A 19,632-nucleotide genomic window follows, 5' to 3' on the forward strand; every position below is an offset into this window, starting at 1 on the left:
CCCACGTCCTCCTGGGGCGTCCCCGAATCCTGGACCGATCGGTCGACTGCGTCAAATGCGCCGGCCGCGGCCGGCCCGCGAGGCGCGGCGGAGCCCGGTTTCCGCGACGTCGTGCACCGGGCAGGGATCGCTGTCACCGCTCAGCGCTCCACGGGAGCGAAGCGGACCAGCGCGCTCCCCTGGCCGGTGTCGTCGAAGACGGCGCGGACCCGCAGGCCGATCCGCACCGACTCGGGACTGCAGCCGACGATGTTCGTCATCACGCGCGGCCCCTCGTCCAGTTCCACGTAGGCGAGGACGAACGGGCCCGCGTCGCGGTAGGCGCCCTCACCGCGCCTGCTGACGGTGAAGGTGTAGACCTCACCCTCCCCGGAGGCCTCGACCCAGCCGATGTCGAGCGATCCGCACTCCGGGCAGATCCCCTTGGGGTACCAGATGAGCGTCGCGCAGGCGGCGCACTTCGGCAGCAGGAGCCTGCCCTCCGCGGTCGCCGTCCAGAACGGCTCGGTCTCGGGGACGACTGCCGGCGCGGGGCGCGGGAGCTCCAGGTTGCCGCCCTCGGTCACGCGTCCTCCTGCCCGAGGATCAGCGTGGAGCTGCCCATGCGCGAGGAGATGCGCCCGCCGGAGCCGTGAGCCAGCGCGATCTGGCAGTTCGGCACCTGCACCTCGGGGGCTGCCTCGCCACGCAGCTGGCGCACGGCCTCGATCACCTTCGTCATCCCGCCCTGGTTCACCGGGTGGTTGTTGCAGAGCCCGCCGCCGTCGGTGTTGAAGGGCAGCCGGCCGGTGGGCGAGATCAGGCCGCCGTCCATGACGAAGTGCCCGCCCTTGCCCTTCTCGCAGAAGCCGAGGTCCTCGATGGTCTCGATCACCGTGATCGTGAAGGAGTCGTAGATCGACGCGTAGTCGATGTCCGCGACGGTGACCCCTGCCTCGGCGAACGCCATCGGACCGGACCACACCGCTCCGGTGTAGGTGACGTCCACGCGCCCGTTCATCGTGTGCTTGGGCGCCTCCCCCTGTCCGAGGACCTTGACGCAGGTCCGGTCCAGGGTCTTCGCGACCGCGGGGCTCACGACCACGAGCGCTCCCCCGCCGTCGGTCATGACGCAGGAGTCCAGCCGGTGGAGCGGATCGGACACCAGCGGGGACGCGAGGACCTCGTCGACGGTGACCACGTTCGGCAGGAGTGCGTTCGGGTTGTACTGCGCGTGGTGGGACGCCGCCACCTTGACCTCGGCCAGCTGCTCGCTCGTGGTCCCGAACTCGTACATGTGACGACGGGCGGCCAGCGCGTAGTTGTTGACCGTCGTGACGCCGTACACCTCTTCGAAGGGGCCGTGCGGCGTCCCCACCCCCGGCGCGCGACCGACGCCCGGGGCCGGCCGGACGTGGCCCCCGAGCGTGATGAGCGCGACGTTGCACTTGCCGGCGGCGATCGCCGCGGCGGCGTGCCCCACGTGGACGAGGTAGGAGGACCCGCCCGTGAGCGTGGAGTCGATGTAGGAGACCTTCAGCCCCAGGTACTCGGCGAGCGTGATGGCGCCGAGCCCGGTCTGGTCGACGGTGAAGTACGCGTCGACGTCGCCGAGCGACAGCCCGGCATCGGCGAGCGCTCCGACGGCGACCTCGGCGTGGATCTGCGCCACCGACCGGTCGGGGATCTTGCGTCTGGGGTGCTCGTAGGCGCCCGCGATGAAAGCCTGGCCGCGGATGCTCATCGACGGGCGGTCCCTTCCTGCGGCGCCGTGGCGGGCGAGGCGTTCATGGACAGGACCACTCGCGTCATCTGCTGCTCGGACCAGTCGACGACGGCCTCGCTCCCGCTGGTCGAGGAGCACGTCCGCAGGAAGGCGCGCGCGTCCGCGAGCACCTGCGCGGGGACCTCGGCGAGTTCCTGGAGGAGCGCCACGGCCGTGTCCTCGGCCTCGCCCTCGGCGGCCGTGTGCGTCACCAGTCCCGAGGCGAGCGCCTCGTCCAGGGACGCCCGCCGCCCGGAGAGCGCCAGGTCGACGACGGCCGTCGGTGACACCCGGTCCACCAGGAACGGCGCGACACCGAACGGGAAGAACCCGAGGCCGGCCTCGGGCAGGCGGTACCGCGAGCCGGTGGCACCGACGGCGTACGTCGCCGCGCCGACCAGGCCGAGGCCCAGGCCCACGGCCCACCCCTCGACCGCCGCCGCGACCAGCGTGCCGCACGTCTTGACCGTCCGGACCATGATCTCGGACGCGTTCTCCGCGTAGGTCCACCCCGGACCCGGGGTGGGGCCGGGCCTGCTGGTGTCGGCGCCGGCGCAGAAGTTGCCGCCGCTGCCGGTCAGCACGATGCCCGTGCAGGCGGGATCGGCATCGAGGTCGTGGACCGCCGCGGTGATCGCGGCGGCCATGCTCGCGTCGATGGCGTTGCGCTGGGCCGGGCGCTCGATCCTGATCACCCCGACGGCGCCGAGCCGGGTGATCGAGACCCGGTCCTCAGCCATCGCGCCGCGCGGAGGCACCCGCCGCGCCGGCAGGGGTCAGGCCGAGCTCCGCGAGGATCTCGTCGGTGTGCTGTCCCACGCGGGGAGGCGCCACCGAGAAGCTGTCGTCCACGGCCGGGACGGGTGAGCCCGGGACGTAGAAGATGCCGTCCCCGGACTCGTCCGGCACGGTGCGGAGCATGTTCCGCGCCTCGAGGTGCGGATCGGCCACGACCTCGTCCATCGTGTGGACCGCGCTGCCGGCGACACCGGCGGCCCGCATCTGCTCGACGACCTCGGCGACCGTGTGCTCGGAGGTCCACCCCTCGATGAGGGCGTCCAGGGTGTCCCGGTGCTCCAGCCGGGTGTCGCTCTCGGTCCCCTCCCCCATGTAGAGCAGCAGCTCCGGCTTGCCGATCACCCGGGACACGCCCTGCCACATGCGGCCGGTGAGCGGTGCCAGGTAGACGTAGCCGTCGCTGGCCCGGTACGTGCTGGCGTAGGACCCACGCACCCGGCTGCCGATCCGGGACAACTTGCTGCCGAGCTGCAGGACCTCCATGAAGCCCGACCCGTGGAAGGACATCATGCAGTCGAGCATGCTCAGGTCGACGTACGAGCCCTGACCGGTCGCCTGCCGCCTCAGCAGTCCGTTGTTGACCGCCAGGGCGGCCCACAGTCCGGTGAGGTGGTCGGGGATGAAGACGCCGGAGAGCATGGGCGCGCCGTCGGGCTCGCCCGTCAGGTCCATCACGCCGGACATCGCCTGGATGACGCCGTCGAAGGCGGGCAGGGACCGGTAGGGGCTGTTCTGCCCGAAGCCGGTGATGTGGACGTAGACCAGACGCGGGTTGACCTGCGACAGGCGCTCGTGGTCGAACCCCAGCCGCGCGGGCACGCCGGCCGCCATGTTCGTGACGAAGACGTCGGCGGTCTCGACCAGCGCGAGGAGCGCCTCGATCCCCTGCTCGGACTTGAGGTCGAGGACGATGCTGCGCTTGTTCCGGTTCAGCGTCGGGAAGTAGCCGCTGTGCGACGCGCCCGGGCTCTCCACCTTGATGACGTCGGCGCCCTGGTCGGCCATGAGCTGCGTGCAGAAGGGTCCCGCGATGAAGTGCTCGACGGCGACCACGCGCAGGCCGGACATGCTGGCGTTCTGCTGGGACATCAGTTGCCACCTCGCGCTGCGACGGGCGCCTGACGCAGCTCCTCGAGCCAGCCCTTGAACGCATCGGCGAAGTCGGGCATCTCCTGGTTCGGGTAGTGCGCGATGCCCGTGACGCTCTGGAACAGGGCTCCCGGGATCTGCTCGGCGGTCGGCCGCATGGCCTCCCCGAACGAGTCGCCCCCGGAGATCACGTAGGTGGGGCAGCTGATGTTCGGAAGGCGCGACCACAGGTCGTGCCGGCCCCAGGCGACGAGGTCGGAGCGGGTGACGTGCCAGTCCTCGCGGCAGTGCATCGTGGCGATCATCTCGGCCGTCTCGGCCGGCACGTCGCTGCCGATGAGCGAGAGGTTGGAGTAGTACGTCTGGTCCCGCACGCTCGGTGTGCTCGAGTCCTCCGGCTTGCGCCACGTCTTCGCGGGGGTAGGAGCGACGGGGCACTCCATGGCCACCACGGCCTCCAGCTGGTCGGAGAACCGGGACGCCATCTCCAGGACGATGCGGCCGCCGATGGAGCACCCCAGCAGGTACTTCCGCCCGACCGCGAGCCGGTCCAGGACCTTCATGCACCAGTCCGCGTAGTACGGGATGGACGTGATCGGGCCGTCGACGGCGGGCTCGGACCGGCCGTGCCCCGGCAGGTCCACGACGATCACCCGGAAGCCGAGCGCCGCCAGGCCCTTGGCGTTGTTCCGGTACTGGACACCGCTCTGGCCGGCCGTGTGGACGCACAGGAGCGTGTCGTCGCCGTCGCCGACGACCTCCACGTACCCCAGTCGCCCGTCGATCTCCAGGTAGTCCGCGTTATGCACTGGGCTTCTCCTTGACGGCAGCCAGCCGGGCCGCGTCGACCATCAGCATGATCGCGCGGAAGATCCGCAGGTACTGGTAGTTGTTCCCGGTGGACCGGAACTCGTTGCGGCCCAGCCGGGCGACGAGGTCGTTCTTGCCGGCGGCGAGCAGGTCCACCCACGCGCGCTCGCTGCCGGTGATCGTGAAGGTCGGGCCCTCCGGCGTCTTCCTGGCGACCTCGATCACCCTGCCGCGGTAGATGCGGAACTCCACCTGCTCGTCGCCGGCCCGAATCCCGACGGACCCGTCGAAGGTCTCCACCGCCGAGACGAAGTCCTCGTCGGCCGCCAGACGTGCGGCGAGGTGCTTGCCCCACGCCACCGTGCCGACGTCCCAGGCGACGCGCGGAGCCGACTCGTCGTCCTGGACGTCGCTCGCGGCCGGGACGTCCCAGGTGACGCGGGCACGCTCGACCACCTGACCGTCGGCGTCCACCAGACGCACGTCCTGGTGCACCCTGCCGCGCCCACGCCGCCGGGCCGGCTTCCAGCGCGTGACGATCCCCTCGAGGCGGACACCGACCGATCTCGGCCGGGCTCCCGCCTCCCAGTCGATGCCGGTCACCTGCGCGTCACGGACGGGAGGCGCCTGGATGACGGCCACCGGCAGCTGGGGCGCGCCCGCGGCGGGTGCCGGTGCGACGCCGGTGTCGGACACCATGCCCACCCGGATCCCGTCGAAGTCGGCGGCCTCCGGCACCGCCGAGGTGGCGGCCCTCTCGTCGAGCGCGCTCACCGACGCCACCCCCGCCCGGACTGGTTCGGCACGGCACCGGTCGCGGACCACACGGGCGCCGCTCCGTGGCTCACCGCACGCCTCGCGCGCGACGCCGGCCGGAGCCCGCGGCCACCGCGGGTCATCCGTGTCGGTGCCGACGGCCTTCTCTGCGACTCATCCACGCTGCGTCCTCTCTTCGTTCGGCATGAGCTTCCTAAGGCCGCTGGGCGGCTTCCGCGCGGTGTGGCGAGGACCACTATCCCCAACCAACCATCTGGTTGGCCGCTCGTCAATGGGTCGGCCGCAGGGTCGTTCCGGCCGCGGCACGCCGCGGCGCTCCCGGGGGCCGGCCCGGGAGGGCCCTCCGGCCGGCCCCGCGGTCGCGGTGGCCGGACCCGTCGAGCGAGAACGGACGACGAGCCGTCCGGGAGGCGGCAGACTACTGCTGCTGGCCCCTGTGCCGGGACTCGCCGACGCCGGTCACTCGTGACCGTCGTCATTCGAGCAGCCCGTCACAGGGCCTCGGGCACGAGCTTTCAGAGCCGGAGTGGCCGCGAGCGAGCCCGGGGGAAAGGGATCACACCACCCGAACGGGTCGTGTCGGATCGGCGACAATTGTTGTGAACACGTTCCGAGTCGGGCGACTGTTATCATCGGTCACCACAGGACGGGCATCGTGGGCCCCCGCAGGATGACCGATGCGGCAGAAAGGACATCCATGACGCTCCCCGAGGCGGACCGCGAGCAGCGCTGGACGGTGGACGCCGACGTCAGCCTGACCGGTCTGATCGAGAACAATCGCGACAGGATCCTCGCCGTCGCCGCGGAGGAATTCGAGGCAAAGGGATTCGCCGGAGCACGGATCGACGAGATCGCGCGCCGTTCCAATGTCAACAAACAGCTCATCTACCATTACTTCGGCAGCAAGCGCGTCCTGCACTCCGCCGTCATGGAACACGTCACCGCACGCGCACTCGAAGTGGCCAGGGACGATGTCGACCAGCCATACCTGGATTACGTCCTGAATGTCACCGCCGCCAGTTTCTCGCGGATCAGGAATCGTCTGTACCGGTACTGGCTGTGGGAGGCCGTGGAGGGCTCCGACCTGACGGACGTCGCGCGCCACGACGAGCGGCGGGCCCACTACGCGCAGAAGGTGGCCCAGATCCACAAGGCGCAGCGCAACGGAGAGATCGACCCCGACCTCGATGCGCGGTTCCTGCACCTGGCAGTGGTGGCTCTCGCCAGCTTCCCGCACATGGCGCCCCAGATCGCGTCCCTCATCACCGGCCTGGAGCCCGACGACCCGGAGTTCAGGAAGGGCCAGCAGGCGTTCGTCGAGCACCTCGCGCGGGCCCTCAGTCCCCCGAGGGCCTGACGATCCCCGTCAACCCGCTCCGCTGAGGCCCGCGGGGACCGCGTCGCTCGTCTCCGACGGACGCCGTCCTCGCCACCGCCCTCGTCCCGCCGCGGGGACCGGTCACGACGGGGATGACTCCCCGGTGGCGTCCCTGCCGGCTCGCCTCACGCGTAGTAGTCGACGGCAGGGTCCACCTTGACGTCGATGAGCAGCGGGAGGTTCTCCGGGGCCCAGAGGGACTCGTCCAGCTCGTCGATCTCCTGCAGGGACCGGACCGTCACGGCCTTCCCGCCCAGGGCGATCCCCAGGTCCGCGAACTCGGGCCACTCCATCAGGGAGTGCCGGGGGTCGGCGTTGAAGCCCTGGAGCTTCGAGTACTCGGCACCGTAGGAGCCGTCGTTGATGACCACGGCGACGAGCGGCAGGCGGTACCGCACGGCGGTGTTGAACTCGGTCAGACTCATCATCCCCCCGCCGTCTCCCACGAAGACGACGGTCACCAGGTCAGGTGTCGCCACCGACACCCCTGTCGCGCACCCGATCCCCAGGCCGATGGACCCGAAGCTGACCGTGCCCGCGGTGTACCGGGGGTGGGGCACGTCGATGTAGCGCCACACCGAGCGCAGGAAGCGACCGGCATCCGTCACGACCGCGCGGTTCTCGGGGAGTCGGGGACCGAGCCGGAGCATCGCCGTCCGCATGTCGACGGCGTCGCTCCCTCGTGCCTCGACGAACTCGTCCGAGGGCACCCGCTTCCGCAGCTCCTCGGCCAGCCCGGCGCGGCTCGAGGCGAACGCGATGTCCTCCGAGCGGAGGAGTTCGGTCATCGTCGTCGCGACGGTGGCGGCGTCCCCGCACAACGCGACGTTCGCCTCGTAGTACCTGTTGAGGTGGTGGTCGAACCGGTCGACGTGCACGACCGGCCTGCCGTCGAGGAGCGCACCCGAGTCCGTGGTGTAGTCGTTCAGGCTGGCGCCGAAGACGATGACGCAGTCGGAGTCGAGGATCGCGGTGAGCCCGACGGGATGGGCCAGCGTCCCGCAGACGCCCAGGTCGAGGTCGTGGCCGGCGAAGAAGCCGCGGGCCGGCACCGTCGTCGCCACCGCCGCCCCGATCAGGTCCGCGAACGCGGTGATGGCCTCGTGCGCGTCCGACTCCACGGCGCCACGCCCGGCGAGGACGAGGGGGCGGCGCGCTGACGCGATCATGCCGAGGGCGGAGTCCAGCAGGTCCGGATTGAGGTCCGCCGGAGGCTCGAGGGGCGTCTCCGGCGGAGCCGCGCCGGTGTCCTCGATCTCCACGTCGAGGAACTCCACGGGGACGTCGAGCGCCACGGGGCGCGACTCGGCGCGGGCCTGCGCCAGAGCGCGTCCCAGCTCGTCGGGGACGTCCTGCGCTCGTGCCGCCCGGCGGAAGGCGGCCCCGGTCGGTTCGATCAGACGCCGCAGGTCGATGTTCTGCAGGTGGTGCGGACTCGTACTCGGTGTGCTCGACGTCAGGAGAACGAGAGCCGTGCCGGAACGAACCGCCTCGGTGAGCGCCGTGATGGTGTTCGTGGTCCCCGGCCCGTGCGTCACCGTGGCGACGCCGACGGACCCGCTCGCGCGGGCGAACCCGTCGGCCATGCCCACCGCACCGGCCTCGTGGGTGCTCCCGATGTACCGCCCACCGTGTTCGTCGATGAAGCTGGCGATGTACTGCATGTTGGCGTCGCCCATGAGCCCGAAGAGAGGCTCCGCGCCGCGCTGGGACAACCGCCGAGCCAGTGCCTGATAGGTCTTCACCCGACAGCTCCTCTGCATGGATGTGATCGCCGCAACTCCGCTGGCACCCGACGGTAACCGGATGGTTGACCCCTGGCAAGGAGCCGTCTGCGACGGCCACGGACAGCCGGCAGCCGCCGGCAGACCGCACTGCCCGGGGCCCCCGCCTGGCTGCGGTGGCCTCCCGCGCCGCTCCGCAACGCCGTCCGGTCACCGACGTGGTCGAGCCCCGTCGCGGGGACGACCGGGTCCCACCCACAGGCAGCATCGCCGGCCTCGGGCGCCGCGGCGATGACCTCACGGGGCACGGGTCTCACCGGTCCCGGTCGACGACGGGTGCCACCTGCGGGTCCTGACCACCGAGGACGACCCGGCCGGCCACGAGGTCGAGGTGCACGAGGCCCTCCTGGTGGGCCGCGGCGACGACCCGCAACGTGAACCGGTGTTGCCGCAGTGTGTGGATCGAGGTGACCGGCCGTGTCCTGAGGAAGGCCACGAGTTCCCCCTGGGACCGTCGGTGCCCTGCCCGGTGAGCGCCGCCGACGCCTCGGCCGTCGCTCTCGTCCCGGGAGTGGACGGTGCAGAAGCCATGACGACGGCACGGGACCGACTCTCCGACGTCCGGGACGAAGTTCGCCGCCTCGTACGTCAGGACCGTGCCGCAACACAGCCGCGCCGCGTACGTCCTGCGGGTCCTCGTGCTCGCGCTGGCGGTCGACATCTGTCGTGCCTCCTCTCGATGACACCGGCGGCCCGGCCGGTCACGTCGGCCCCGGACGCACCCCGGCGCCGGAGGACCCGCTCCCGGCGTCCGGGGAGGGTGCGCCGTCTCCGGCGGGCGGCGCGCACGAGCCCGCGTCGGACGGTGCGCAGGTGACGGTGCACCGGTGCTCCGCCGGGTCGATGGTCGTGACCACCGCGAGACGGGGGTCCATCCGGACGCTCAGGACCCTGCCGGGGTCGTGGCCGAGGGCCTGACGGACCGCGTCGAGGATGTCGGCGCTCATCGTCCCTCCTGCCGTCGCTCCTCACGGACGCCTGCTCCGGGGGATCTCCTCCGGCGGGACCGGCCAGGGGGGACCACGGATCCTGGCCCCGACCCCTCCACTCGCCGTCCGATCGCGTCACCGGCGCCCTCCCGGACGATAGTTCGACTGGTCGGTACAGACAACCGCTCGGATCGACGCGCCGTGGACGTCCCGCGCCACGCCCCCCGGTCACGGGGCGCGTGCCCTGGTCGCGGCGCCCTCCGCACCAGGCCTCCGCGTCGGGCCTCCGCGGTCGGCGCCCTTCCCGCGGCGACCTGCGCGCCCGGCCGGTGCCCCCGACGGCGGGAGTCCGCTCGTCGGGACTCGGGTCAGCCGCGGACCAGGTCGACGAGGACGTCACCGGCCTCGAGGGGCACCAGGTGCCCCACGTCGGGGAGCTCGACGTACCGGGCCCCCGGGATGAGTCCGGCCAGGCGCATGCCGTTGCCCACCGGCGTGAGCCGGTCGACGGCACCGTGCACCACGGTCGTGGGAACGGTCAGGGCCGCCAGCCGCCGGGGACCGTGCCAGCCGAGGACGGCCAGCGCCTGGTTCGTCACCCCGACACGCGGCGTCCGTCGCTCGCGCAACTGCTCGACCAGCTCGTCGAGCAACGCCGGCTCGCGTCGGGCGAAGCCGGGAGCGGCGTATCCGGCCCACAGCGACCTGAGGAAGTCCTCGGGGGACTCCCCCGGCTGCGGCCGGTCGAAGGCCCGTTCGGCGATCTCCGGGGCGCCGGCGACCTGGGCCGGCGTCGGGGGTCGGGTCGCGACGAGGAACAGCTCCTCGACGAGCTCGGGATGCCGGAGACCGAGCTCCTGCGCGATCATCCCGCCCATCGAGAGGCCGAGCACGCGGGCCCGCTCCGCACCGGCGGCGCGCAGGACACGGGCGGCGTCGTCGGCCAGGTCGGCGATCGTGAACGGGGCAGGCGCCGTCCGGGACAACCCGCTGCCGCGGGTGTCCATGCGGATCACGCGGAAGCTGCGTTCGAGCTCCCGGAGCCATGCCGAGGGCCACACGCTCCCGCCGGCGGTCCACCCGTTGAGCAGCAGCAGCGGGCTGCCCTCACCCCGCTGCTCCCAGTAGACGGGGTCCCGTCGATCGGCGTGCGAGGGGCCCTCGGCGCTCCGACGTCCCGGCGTACCGGCGGACCGGCGCTCCCTCTCCTGCTGCTCGCGCCACTCGCGGCGCTGGGCGGCGGTGCGGCGGCCCACCAGCCGTGCCGCCAGCCGCTGCGGCCCGTCGGTGGTGGCTCCGAGCACCGCCTGGGTGCGCGTCGCCATCTCCACCCACGCGGCGAAGGCCTCGTTGCGGGCCAGCGGCTCCATGTACCGGCGCGACCGGCGCGCGACGACCTCCATGGCCTCGGCCGGGACCAGTCGCGTGATGGGGTTGCTCATGCCGACATCAGCTCCCGCCGGAGGACCTTGCCCGTGGCGTTGCGGGGTAGTTGGTCGAGGAACCGCACACTCCGCGGCACCTTGAAGCGGGCGAGCCGCTCGCGCACGTGCAGCCGCACGGCGTCCTCGTCCAGGGCCGACCCCGGCGTCGTCACCACGAACGCGCACAGGGCCTGACCGAACTGCGGGTCGGGCCTGCCGACCACGGCGACCTCGGCGACCTCCGGGTGCTCGGCGAGGAGTTCCTCCACCTCCTGCGGGTAGACGTTCTCACCGCCCGAGACGATCATGTCGTCCTCTCGGCCCTCGACGAACAGCAGCTCTCCGGTGAAGTGGCCGATGTCCCCCGTGGAGAGCAGGCCCCGCTGCTGCTCCTTGCCACCGCCGGTCGTGTACCCCTCGAACCGCATCGAGTTGCCGACGAAGACGCGCCCCGTGGAACCGTCGGGAACCGGCTGCCCCTGGTCGTCGAGGATCTCGACACGCGCGCCGAGCACACGGCGGCCGGCCGTCCCGGGGTGTCGCCGGAGCTCGCCGGGCGTGGCGATCGTCGCGAGGGCGACCTCCGTGGAGCCGTACACGTTGTAGAGGACGGGACCGAACCGGTCCAGGGTCTCCGTCGCCAGGGCGGGTCCGAGGGCGGATCCGCTCGCCGCGATCGCCCGGAGGCGGGTCGTGTCGGCGGCCAGCAGGGCGGACGGCCCCAGCGCCAGGATCCGCTGGAGCATGACCGGCACGACCACCAGGACGTGCGCGCGGTGGCCCGCGAGGGACCGGAGCGTGTCGCTCGGGTCGAAGTGGCGGTCGAGCACCGTCGTCGAGGCCCGGGCCAGACCCATCAGGAGGTTCGTCAGGCCCCAGCCGTGGAACAGCGGAGCGGCGACGACCTGGGTGTCCCGCGGCCGGTAGGGGATCCGGCTCAGGATCCCCGCCAGGCCCTCGGAGGGGTCGGCGTCGGACTCCCGCGCCGCTCCCTTCGGCCGTCCGGTCGTCCCGGAGGTGAGCACGACCAGCCGGCCCTGCCGGCGCGGCGCCAGCGTGCCCCGGCCCAGCGCCATCGCCGACTGCGCGGCCTCCCCGAACGCGCGGCGGACACCGCAGCCGGACACGATGCCGGCGAACTCGTCGTCGTGGAGCAGGACGTCGATCCCCTCCGCGGCGACGACGTCGGCGAGCTGGGGAGCGGCGAACTCGGTGTTGAGGAAGACCAGGTCGGCTCCGGTCCGCGCGGCGCCCACCAGGACCTGCACGAAGGCCCGGGAGTTGCGGGCGAGGATCCCGATCCGCGTGCCGCGGCCGACCCCCTCGGAGGCGAGGCCGCGCGCCAGGTGACCGGACCGGCGCCACAGGTCGCCGTAGGTCAGGACACCGTGGGGGTCGATGACGGCGGGGGCCCAGGGATGGCGCGCCGCCGAGGACGCGACCGCGCCGGCGATACCCGGGCCCCACACCGCCACCGCGGTCAGCGCCAGCGGTACCTGCTCGGGATGGTGGAGACCGATGTTCGCCCGCGTCAGGATCGCGCTGGCTCGCAGCCGGGAGGGGATGGACACCTGTCGCTCCCTTGAGGAGGTCGTCGCCGTTCCCGGTGCGGAACGGTGGGGAGTGGGGCGCCGGGGAGGGCGCACTGCTCGCGGACGACGACGGACCGTCCCCGACCAGGGCCGCACGGCCCGGGCCGGCACCGTTCGGGGAACAGCGTCGTCGCTGCCACGACGTCAATATACCGACTGGTCGGTCCAACGCATCCGGGGGGCACCGAGCGCGGTCTCCCCGGGGCGTACCGCCGTGTCGCTCCCGCTCAGCCGGGCGGAGGTCCGAGCGCCTCCGGGAGACCGACGGTGTCCATGGCCGTGGCGACGTCCCCCACGTGGTGGGCGAGCACCATGAGGTCACGGAGCCGGCCGTCCCGGTCGCGGATCTGGTCGCGCAACAGCGCCTCGCCGCTGAAGCCGAGCGCGGTGAACAGCCCCAGGGCGGAGCCCTGCTCGGCCACGACCTCGACCACCAGCTTGGTCATGCCGGCCTCCACGGCGCGCACGAGGGCGTGCCGGGCGAGGTCGCGCCCGAGGCCGCTGCCGCGTGCGGCCGGCGCGACGACGAGGCGCACCTCACCCACGTGGTCCGACCAGCCGGGCAGCCGGAGCACCGCCGCATACGCGAGGACCTGCGCGCCGTCCAGGACGATCCAGCGTTCGCCGCGGTCGCTGCCGGCGGTCCACGCACGGATGACCTCGGCTTCGGTGACGTCCTCCTTGATGAAGGTCAGGTCGCCCTGGGGGAGCTCGCGGAAGAACTGCAGCACGGCGTCGGTGTGCTCCGACTGCAGGGGGACGACGGTGGTCACGGGACTGCTCCGATCGCTGCGTCCACCGGCTCGCTGTGCGCCCGGATGAAGTCGATGATGGCCGGCACCGTCGTCTTCGCGGCCGTCCGCCCGACGACCAGCCCCATGTGGCCGGCATCGAGGCGCAGCTCGCGCTTGTCCTCCGAGCCCACCAGGTCGATGAGCGGGGCGGTCGCCTCGGGCGGGACGATGTGGTCGCGGTTGGCCCGGACGCTCAGGAACGGTGCGGTGATGTCGCGCAGGTGCACCCGGTCGCCGCCGAGGGTCAGGCGGTCGGTGGCCAGTCCGTTGTCCCGGATCAGCATCTGCACCAGCTGCCGTGCCGTGGCCCCGGGGAAGGGCACGTGGTCGTCGGACCAGCCCGTGAGCGCCTGGTACGACGCGACGTACTCGTCGCTCCACAGGCGTTCCCAGAGGGTGACGTAGCGCGTGACCTCGTAGGTCGGGGTGAGCGCGCGGAAGGCCTGGGCGAGCACCGACGGTGGCACGTTGCCGTCGTCGTCGAGCACCTCGTCGACCTCCATCTTGCCCGGTCCGAACAGGTCGGCCAGCGGCCCCATGTGCCGGAAGTCGACCGGGGTGGCCAGCACGGTGAGGCTGCGCAGCGGCGCGTCGGGATGGTGCGCCGCGTAGAGGAGCGTCAGGTCCCCGCCGAAGCAGTAGCCCAACAGGTTGAGCTCGGTGCTGCCGGAGAGCTCGAGCACCCGGTCGACGGCGGCGGGGAGGTAGTCGTCGACGTAGTCCTCGATCCGGTTGTACGCATCGCTCTGGTCGGGCTCCCCCCAGTCGACCAGGTACACGTCGAAGCCGGCCTCGAGCAGCTGCTCGACGAAGCTGTTTCCGGGGGTGAGGTCGAGGATGTAGCTGCGGCTGACCAGGCTGAAGACGAGGAGCAACGGCGGCCCGTACCGGACGCCGCCGTGGACCTCGGGGTCGTTGCGGTAGCGCCACAGCTGACAGCGGCCGTGCTGCCAGACGACGTCCTTGGCGGTGCACCCCACACGCGGCCGGTCCACGCCGGCCGCCATCTTGATCCCGTTACGAGCCCGCAGCGCGTTGCGCTCGACGTCCCGCCGAACGCGCTCGAGGATGGTCTGCGGCGTCGGCACCGTCGGCACGGGTCTCCTCCTCGGTCCTCGGGACGGCGTCGGTGGTCCGGCGCCGTTCACCCTCGAGCTGCAGCGTCAGCCGGCGGACCTCCCGGTCCAGCGCACCGATCTGCGTGCGCAGTCGCCTGACGTCGCTGCCGGCGGGCAGGTTGAGCAGGTGCCAGGCACGGGCGCTGAGCCCGCGCGCGCTGGACCGCGCCAGCCCCTGGGCCCGCTGCACCAGGAGGACGCCGGTCGCGAACCCCTCGCTGCGGACGACGGACTCCGCCCGCGGACTGACGGCCGCCTCGACGGCGTCGTACGCCTGCCGCCACCGGGGACTGCCGCTCACGGCGTCCCGCTCCCGCGCCGGGTCCTCGACCCGAGCAGTTCTCCGGAGGACATCTCGCCCCTTCCCGGGACCCGGGCCCCGTGACGCGTGCGGATCCTCGCCCGAGGGCGAGGACGGTGGCCGGCGTACGACGCGGCGAACGTTAGACCGACCAGTCACTACGGACAACCCGCGCCGGCTCGTCCACCACCCGTCGGGGGGCTCCCCGCCCGGCCGGGCCCGGCGGGTCGGTGGTGCCGACCCGCCGGGTGCCTCAGTCGCCGACGACCTCGTTGACGGTCTCGAACGCGTCGACCATGTCCGACAGCAGGTCGTTCATGACGTCGGCGACCCGGTGCACCCCGGGCATCAGACCGACGGCCTGCCCCACGTAGTAGGAGTCGAGCTCCTTGGCCCGGGGGTTCCCGGCGTCGGCGGCACGGGAGATCTGCTCGAAGGCGTTCTCGCTGAGCATCCCCTGGAACGGCATCGGCAGCGGCGCGACCTCGGGGTGCGCGTCCCACTCGTCGTGCCATGCGCTCCGCAGCTGGCGCGCGGGCTTGCCGGTGCGGGTCTTCGAGCGGACGGTGTCGGACGAGCTGGCCTGGGCCATCTTCGCCTTCACGGTCTCGTCGACCTCGCTCTCCACGGTGCTGAGCCAGACCGATCCCATCCAGACACCGGCAGCACCGAGCGCGAGCGCCGCCACGATCTGCCGTCCCGTCGCGATGCCACCTGCCGCGAGCACCGGAACCGGCGCCACGGCCTTGGCCACCTCCGCGGTGAGCACCATGGTGCCGACCTCGCCGGTGTGGCCGCCGGCCTCGTAGCCCGTGGCCACGACGAAGTCCGCGCCGCCCGCGATGTTGCGCTGGGCGTGCCGCACCGTCCCGGCGAGGGCACCGATGACGATGCCCTGGGCGCGGCAGCGCTCGACCACGTCGGGGGCCGGCGGTCCCAGCGCGCTGACGAGCAGCCGGATCGGGTGCTGGAGCGCGACGTCGATGAGGGCGGCCACCTTCTCCGGACGGGTGGCGGTACCCCGCCAGTCGGTGAGGTCGTAGCCGGAGGACCCCTCGCCGATCACCTCGTAGCGGTGCAGCATGTCGTCGACGAACCCGACGTGGGTCTCCGGGATCTGTGCACGGAGCTCCTCCGGCGAGTGCTCCAGGCCCGACTGCTTGTACGGCATGAGCAGGTCGACGCCGTAGGGCTTGCCCCCGACCTGCTGGTCGATCCAGGCGAGCTCCTTCTCGAGCTCCTCCGGCGAGAAGCGGGTCCCGCCGAACACCCCGACGCCTCCGGCGTTGGTCACCGCGGCGACGACGTCGCGGGTGTGGCTGAACGCGAAGATCGGGAGCTCGGCCCCCACGAGTTCGGTGATCGCTGTCTTCATCTCTGCTGTCCACCATCCGGTCGGTCGTCGGTCACATCGGTGTGTCCTGCCACGTCCGCGCCACCCGTGCGGACGGCGCTGACACTGCCCTGGGTCGCCCGGGTGCCGTCGGGCAGCGCCACCCAGATCTCCGCCTCGGGCGCGTCCCCGCCGCGGGTGACCACTCCACCGACGGTGAGCGGAGTCCCGGGGTGGACGGACGTGGTCGTGCGGTAGGTCATCGAGGTCACGCGGCCCCAGGGCCTGACCCAGGTCTCGCACAGCCGCATCAGCCAGCTGCCCATCAGGGGGCCGTGGACGAGGACGTCCTCGTAGCCCTCGACGTCGCGGGCGTAGGGCGCGTCGTAGTGGATCCGGTGGGGGTTCCAGGTGATCGCGGAGTAGCAGAAGAGCTGGACGGGATCGGGGTGGACGTCGAAGGCCGGGAGCTCGTCCCCGGCGCTGATCGTCGTCGTCCCGGCGGTCGACGCACTCATCGCAGGATCCTCACGTAGCGCTCGGCGATGACCAGGTCCCCCGACCCCTCGCGCCGGTACTCCAGGTCGTACCCGACGAACACCAGTGGACCCGACCTGCCCTGCTTCTCCTCCATGGAGCCGATCCGCTTCGTCAGGCGGATCTCGTCGCCGGCGACGATCGGCTGGTGGAAGGTCGTGGTCGTCTCCCCCGCCATCCGGCGCTGGGCCGCGGTCGGCGGCGTCATGTCGTCGCTGCCACCGTCCTCGGCGAGTTCGGTGATGGGGATCAGGTTGGGGGCCGCGTGGCGGATGACGAGATGGAAGCCGAGCGGCGCGACGACGTCCCGGTGTCCCGCCCGGCGCGCCTCCCCGACGTCGAGGTGGACGCGGTCGGTGATGCCCACGGTGTGGGCGTACTGCGCGATCTGCATGCGCGTGACGAGCCACGGCTCGAACGTCTGCTCGGCCCCGAGCCAGCCGCGCGCCTCGTCGGTCAACAGGCTCGTCACGCCGCTCCTCCTGCCGCTGTCGGGCGCCACACCGGCTGGGGGCTGCCGTCGACCGAGGGCTCCACCGTCCAGCTGAAGCGGTCGCCGACCTCGAGCTGGTCAGGATCGGCGTCGAGCCGCCCGACCAGGCGCAGCCTCCGCTCCGGGTACTCGAGCACGCCGACCGCGTAGGGCACTCTCTCCTCGTACCCCGCGAGTCGCGTGCGCGCCACGACGGTCCAGGTGAAGAGGTCGGCCGAGTCCGGCAGAGGCACCCACCGCAGGTCGAACGAGCGGCAGTGCACGCAGGCCGGCCTCGGCGGCCACTGGTGCTCCCCGCACGCCTCGCACAGCTGGCAGCACAGCTCGCCACGGGCGAGCCCGTCGCGGTAACCCTGGAGGTCCTCGATCTGTGTCACCCCACGGCCCTCCTCAGGCCCGGGCCAGCAGCGCGAGCGCGCCGTCGCCCATGTCGCCCCAGCCGGTGATCGCTGCCGTCTCGGCCCCGGGCACCTGTCGGTCGTCGGGGACCTGGCGTCGCAGCTGCCGGACGGCTTCCACGACGTGGTTCATCCCGGTGAGATGCCCCTCCGACAGAAGACCGCCGTGCGGGTTCACCGGCAGGCTGCCGTCCGGGGCGATGTTCCCGTCGAGCACGAACGGGCCGCCCTCGCCGCGACCGCAGAACCCGGCCTCCTCCAGCTGCTGGATCACCTCGAAGGTGAAGCAGTCGTAGATGAAGGCGATGTCGACGTCGGACGGCGCGATGCCGGCCTGGCCGAAGGCCCGTGGCGCCGCCTTGGTGAGTCCGGTGTTGAAGATGTCCCACCGGCTGGCCATGTCGTCGGCGGAGTCGGGATGCCCCTCGGCGATCCCCTCGATCCGCACGACGGGACCGGATGCGTCGCGCGCCCGGTCCTCGCGGGCGACGATGACCGCCGCGGCACCGTCGGTCTCCAGGCAGCAGTCGAACTTCAGGTACGGGTCGGCGATCACCGGCGCGCTCAGGTACTGCTCCATGGTGAGCTCGCGGCCGTACATCTGAGCGCCCGGATTGCGCTGGGCGTTGGCCCGCATGGTCAGGGCGACGGTGCCGAGCGCCTCACGCGTGGTGCCGAACTCGTGCATGTGCCGACGGCACGCCAGGGCGTACCACTGGGCCGGCGTGTTCATCCCGTGCGGGTACTCGAGCTCACGCCGGTAGGCCTGGCCGGCGAGCTGCCGGACGCGCGTGTCCACGCGGGCGACCGAACTCGCGTTGCGGGCGAGGAAGACCGCGACGTGGTCGGCCTGCCCGCTCTCGACGGCGAGCGCAGCCAGCCGGAGACCGGCCAGGCTGCTGGCTCCGCCCATGTGCGCGACCGCGGTGAACCGGACGTCGGGGCTGCCGAGGACCGGGATGACGTCCTCGGCGGACACGGAGTCGGGATAGGGGACGACGCCGTCGATCGCCACCGGATCGATGCCGGCGTCGTCAGCGGCGGCCAGCAGCGCCTCCAGCGCCAGCCGCGTGATGCTCCGGCCGCTGTTGCGGGACAGCTCGGTCTGCCCGATCCCGACGATGCAGGCCTTGCCTCCGTCGGCGCCCATCACGTCCGTCCTCGGATCCGGTTCAGCGGCCCGCGTCGCGCAGCAGCCGCCGCGCGATCACGTTCTTCTGGATCTCGCTCGTGCCCTCGCCGATCTCCAGGATCTTGGCGTCGGCGTAGAACCGCGAGATCGGCGTCTCCCGGACGTAACCGTATCCGCCGTGGAGCTGGAGGCTGGCGCTGGCCACCCGGTTGGCGACCTCCGAGGCGTGCAGCTTCGCCATCGCCGCGGCCTGCGAGAAGTCCTGGCCGCTGTCGGCGAGCCAGGCAGCGCGGTAGACCAGCCACCGGGCCGTCTCGACCTCGGTGGCCATCTCCGCGAGGCGGTGCTGGGTGACCTGGAACTCACTGATCCTGCGGCCGAACTGGCGGCGCTCGACGACGTAGTCGAGGGCGAGGCCGAGCGCGGCGTCGGCGAGGGAGAGCGCGAGGGCGGCGACGCTGATCCGCCCCGGGTCCAGGACGGAGAGGAACTGGTGCAGGCCGGCGCCCTCCTCGCCGATCAGGTTCCCCTCCGGCACCCAACAGTCGTCGAAGGACAGCTCGCGGGTGTCCATCGCGTGCCATCCGAGCTTGCGCATGGGCCGGCCCTGGGTGAAACCGTCGGTGTCCTTGGGCAGGAAGAAGACGCCGAACCGCTTGGAGCCGTCGTCGTTCTGGCCCGTCGCGGCCAGGAGGGTGACGCCGAGGCTCATCTCCGTGCCGGGGTTGCTGATGAAGATCTTGTTGCCGCTGATCGACCAGCCGCCGTCGCGTCGCTCGGCCCGGGTCCGGATGGAGGCGGCGTCCGAGCCGGCGCCCGGCTCGGTGAGCGCGAAGGCGCCGATGTGGGTGCCCTCGGCCAGCGGCCGCAGCCAGCGCTCCTTCTGCTCGGGCGTCCCGAAGCGGGCCAGCGGCAGGGAGGCGATGGTGCTGTGGGCGTTCCAGGCGGCGGCCACGGACTGGTCGGCCCGCCCGAGCTCCTCCATGACGGCGACGTAGGAGACCAACCCGACGTCGATGCCGCCGTACTGCTCCTCGACCAGCATGCCCATCAGGCCCAGCTCGCCGAGCTTGCGGAACACCGGAGCAGGGAACTCCTCGCGCTCGGACCACTCCGCCGCGTGCGGGGTGATCTCGCGGGTGGCGAAGTCCCTGGCCAGCTTCTTCAGCGTGAGGGCGTCCTCACCGAGGTCGAAGTCCAT

19 protein-coding genes are annotated in these 19,632 nt (G+C 72.2%); 1 reads left to right on the forward strand and 18 read right to left on the reverse strand.

What is annotated here, in order from left to right:
- Positions 1-140: 140 nt before the first annotated feature.
- The 6 genes from ACU616_RS23595 to ACU616_RS23620 are packed head-to-tail and all read right to left on the reverse strand — an operon-like array spanning position 141 to position 5,215.
- The gene (locus tag ACU616_RS23595; protein WP_446760840.1) at positions 141-566 is read right to left on the reverse strand and encodes a Zn-ribbon domain-containing OB-fold protein; all 426 of its coding nucleotides are present in this window, start codon (positions 564-566) and stop codon (positions 141-143) included.
- The gene (locus ACU616_RS23600) at positions 563-1,723 is read right to left on the reverse strand and encodes a thiolase domain-containing protein (RefSeq protein WP_446760841.1); all 1,161 of its coding nucleotides are present in this window, start codon (positions 1,721-1,723) and stop codon (positions 563-565) included. Before ACU616_RS23600 ends, ACU616_RS23595 begins: the two co-directional genes overlap by 4 nt.
- Entirely contained in the window at positions 1,720-2,484 is a 765-nt protein-coding gene (locus ACU616_RS23605; protein WP_446760842.1) for an enoyl-CoA hydratase/isomerase family protein, read from the reverse strand. The genes ACU616_RS23600 and ACU616_RS23605 overlap by 4 nt, the downstream gene beginning before the upstream one ends.
- Complete coding sequence (locus ACU616_RS23610) at positions 2,477-3,631, reverse strand: CaiB/BaiF CoA transferase family protein (RefSeq protein WP_446760843.1); 1,155 nt, start codon at positions 3,629-3,631, stop codon at positions 2,477-2,479. The genes ACU616_RS23605 and ACU616_RS23610 overlap by 8 nt, the downstream gene beginning before the upstream one ends.
- Positions 3,631-4,440 carry an alpha/beta fold hydrolase gene (locus ACU616_RS23615; RefSeq protein WP_446760844.1) on the reverse strand — a complete coding sequence of 270 codons (810 nt, stop codon included), beginning with the start codon at positions 4,438-4,440 and terminating at the stop codon, positions 3,631-3,633. Before ACU616_RS23615 ends, ACU616_RS23610 begins: the two co-directional genes overlap by 1 nt.
- Entirely contained in the window at positions 4,433-5,215 is a 783-nt protein-coding gene (locus ACU616_RS23620) for a hypothetical protein (protein WP_446760845.1), read from the reverse strand. The genes ACU616_RS23615 and ACU616_RS23620 overlap by 8 nt, the downstream gene beginning before the upstream one ends.
- 700 nt (positions 5,216-5,915) lie before the next feature.
- On the opposite strand from ACU616_RS23620, the gene ACU616_RS23625 reads away from it, so the two are divergent.
- Positions 5,916-6,575 carry a TetR/AcrR family transcriptional regulator gene (locus ACU616_RS23625; RefSeq protein WP_446760846.1) on the forward strand — a complete coding sequence of 220 codons (660 nt, stop codon included), beginning with the start codon at positions 5,916-5,918 and terminating at the stop codon, positions 6,573-6,575.
- Positions 6,576-6,721: 146 nt separating this feature from the next.
- Here the strand turns inward: ACU616_RS23625 and ACU616_RS23630 are convergent, their stop codons facing one another.
- The 12 genes from ACU616_RS23630 to ACU616_RS23685 form a co-directional block, all read right to left on the reverse strand.
- Positions 6,722-8,341 (reverse strand): thiamine pyrophosphate-binding protein, encoded by a 1,620-nt coding sequence (locus tag ACU616_RS23630; RefSeq protein WP_446760847.1) that lies wholly within the window; start codon positions 8,339-8,341, stop codon positions 6,722-6,724.
- A gap of 1,336 nt (positions 8,342-9,677) precedes the next feature.
- Positions 9,678-10,751, reverse strand: coding sequence for an alpha/beta fold hydrolase (locus ACU616_RS23635; RefSeq protein ID WP_446760848.1), 1,074 nt, complete (start codon positions 10,749-10,751; stop codon positions 9,678-9,680).
- Positions 10,748-12,304 carry an AMP-binding protein gene (locus ACU616_RS23640; RefSeq protein ID WP_446760849.1) on the reverse strand — a complete coding sequence of 519 codons (1,557 nt, stop codon included), beginning with the start codon at positions 12,302-12,304 and terminating at the stop codon, positions 10,748-10,750. The genes ACU616_RS23635 and ACU616_RS23640 overlap by 4 nt, the downstream gene beginning before the upstream one ends.
- 248 nt (positions 12,305-12,552) lie before the next feature.
- Complete coding sequence (locus ACU616_RS23645; RefSeq protein WP_446760850.1) at positions 12,553-13,098, reverse strand: N-acetyltransferase family protein; 546 nt, start codon at positions 13,096-13,098, stop codon at positions 12,553-12,555.
- Complete coding sequence (locus ACU616_RS23650) at positions 13,095-14,216, reverse strand: alpha/beta fold hydrolase (protein WP_446760851.1); 1,122 nt, start codon at positions 14,214-14,216, stop codon at positions 13,095-13,097. Before ACU616_RS23650 ends, ACU616_RS23645 begins: the two co-directional genes overlap by 4 nt.
- On the reverse strand, positions 14,137-14,538 hold the full coding sequence (locus ACU616_RS23655) for a hypothetical protein (RefSeq protein WP_446760852.1): 402 nt from the start codon (positions 14,536-14,538) through the stop codon (positions 14,137-14,139). Before ACU616_RS23655 ends, ACU616_RS23650 begins: the two co-directional genes overlap by 80 nt.
- Before the next feature lie 253 nt (positions 14,539-14,791).
- Entirely contained in the window at positions 14,792-15,913 is a 1,122-nt protein-coding gene (locus tag ACU616_RS23660; RefSeq protein WP_446760853.1) for a nitronate monooxygenase, read from the reverse strand.
- Complete coding sequence (locus tag ACU616_RS23665) at positions 15,910-16,389, reverse strand: hypothetical protein (protein WP_446760854.1); 480 nt, start codon at positions 16,387-16,389, stop codon at positions 15,910-15,912. Before ACU616_RS23665 ends, ACU616_RS23660 begins: the two co-directional genes overlap by 4 nt.
- Entirely contained in the window at positions 16,386-16,880 is a 495-nt protein-coding gene (locus ACU616_RS23670) for an FAS1-like dehydratase domain-containing protein (RefSeq protein ID WP_446760855.1), read from the reverse strand. Before ACU616_RS23670 ends, ACU616_RS23665 begins: the two co-directional genes overlap by 4 nt.
- The gene (locus ACU616_RS23675) at positions 16,877-17,278 is read right to left on the reverse strand and encodes a Zn-ribbon domain-containing OB-fold protein (protein WP_446760856.1); all 402 of its coding nucleotides are present in this window, start codon (positions 17,276-17,278) and stop codon (positions 16,877-16,879) included. The genes ACU616_RS23670 and ACU616_RS23675 overlap by 4 nt, the downstream gene beginning before the upstream one ends.
- A gap of 13 nt (positions 17,279-17,291) precedes the next feature.
- Positions 17,292-18,449 (reverse strand): thiolase C-terminal domain-containing protein, encoded by a 1,158-nt coding sequence (locus tag ACU616_RS23680; RefSeq protein WP_446760857.1) that lies wholly within the window; start codon positions 18,447-18,449, stop codon positions 17,292-17,294.
- Between the two features lie 22 nt (positions 18,450-18,471).
- Entirely contained in the window at positions 18,472-19,632 is a 1,161-nt protein-coding gene (locus ACU616_RS23685) for an acyl-CoA dehydrogenase family protein (RefSeq protein ID WP_446760858.1), read from the reverse strand.

It is taken from the genome of Geodermatophilus sp. URMC 62 (genome assembly GCF_052931475.1).

Bases quoted from the DNA above. Each gene is read 5' to 3' on its own strand.
- ACU616_RS23600 (WP_446760841.1), bottom strand. From the start codon at position 1,723: ATGAGCATCCGCGGCCAGGCTTTCATCGCGGGCGCCTACGAGCACCCC.
- ACU616_RS23685 (WP_446760858.1), bottom strand. From the start codon at position 19,632: ATGGACTTCGACCTCGGTGAGGACGCCCTCACGCTGAAGAAGCTGGCC.
- ACU616_RS23660 (WP_446760853.1), bottom strand. From the start codon at position 15,913: ATGAAGACAGCGATCACCGAACTCGTGGGGGCCGAGCTCCCGATCTTC.
- ACU616_RS23625 (WP_446760846.1), top strand. From the start codon at position 5,916: ATGACGCTCCCCGAGGCGGACCGCGAGCAGCGCTGGACGGTGGACGCC.
- ACU616_RS23610 (WP_446760843.1), bottom strand. From the start codon at position 3,631: ATGTCCCAGCAGAACGCCAGCATGTCCGGCCTGCGCGTGGTCGCCGTC.
- ACU616_RS23635 (WP_446760848.1), bottom strand. From the start codon at position 10,751: ATGAGCAACCCCATCACGCGACTGGTCCCGGCCGAGGCCATGGAGGTC.
- ACU616_RS23665 (WP_446760854.1), bottom strand. From the start codon at position 16,389: ATGAGTGCGTCGACCGCCGGGACGACGACGATCAGCGCCGGGGACGAG.
- ACU616_RS23605 (WP_446760842.1), bottom strand. From the start codon at position 2,484: ATGGCTGAGGACCGGGTCTCGATCACCCGGCTCGGCGCCGTCGGGGTG.
- ACU616_RS23680 (WP_446760857.1), bottom strand. From the start codon at position 18,449: ATGGGCGCCGACGGAGGCAAGGCCTGCATCGTCGGGATCGGGCAGACC.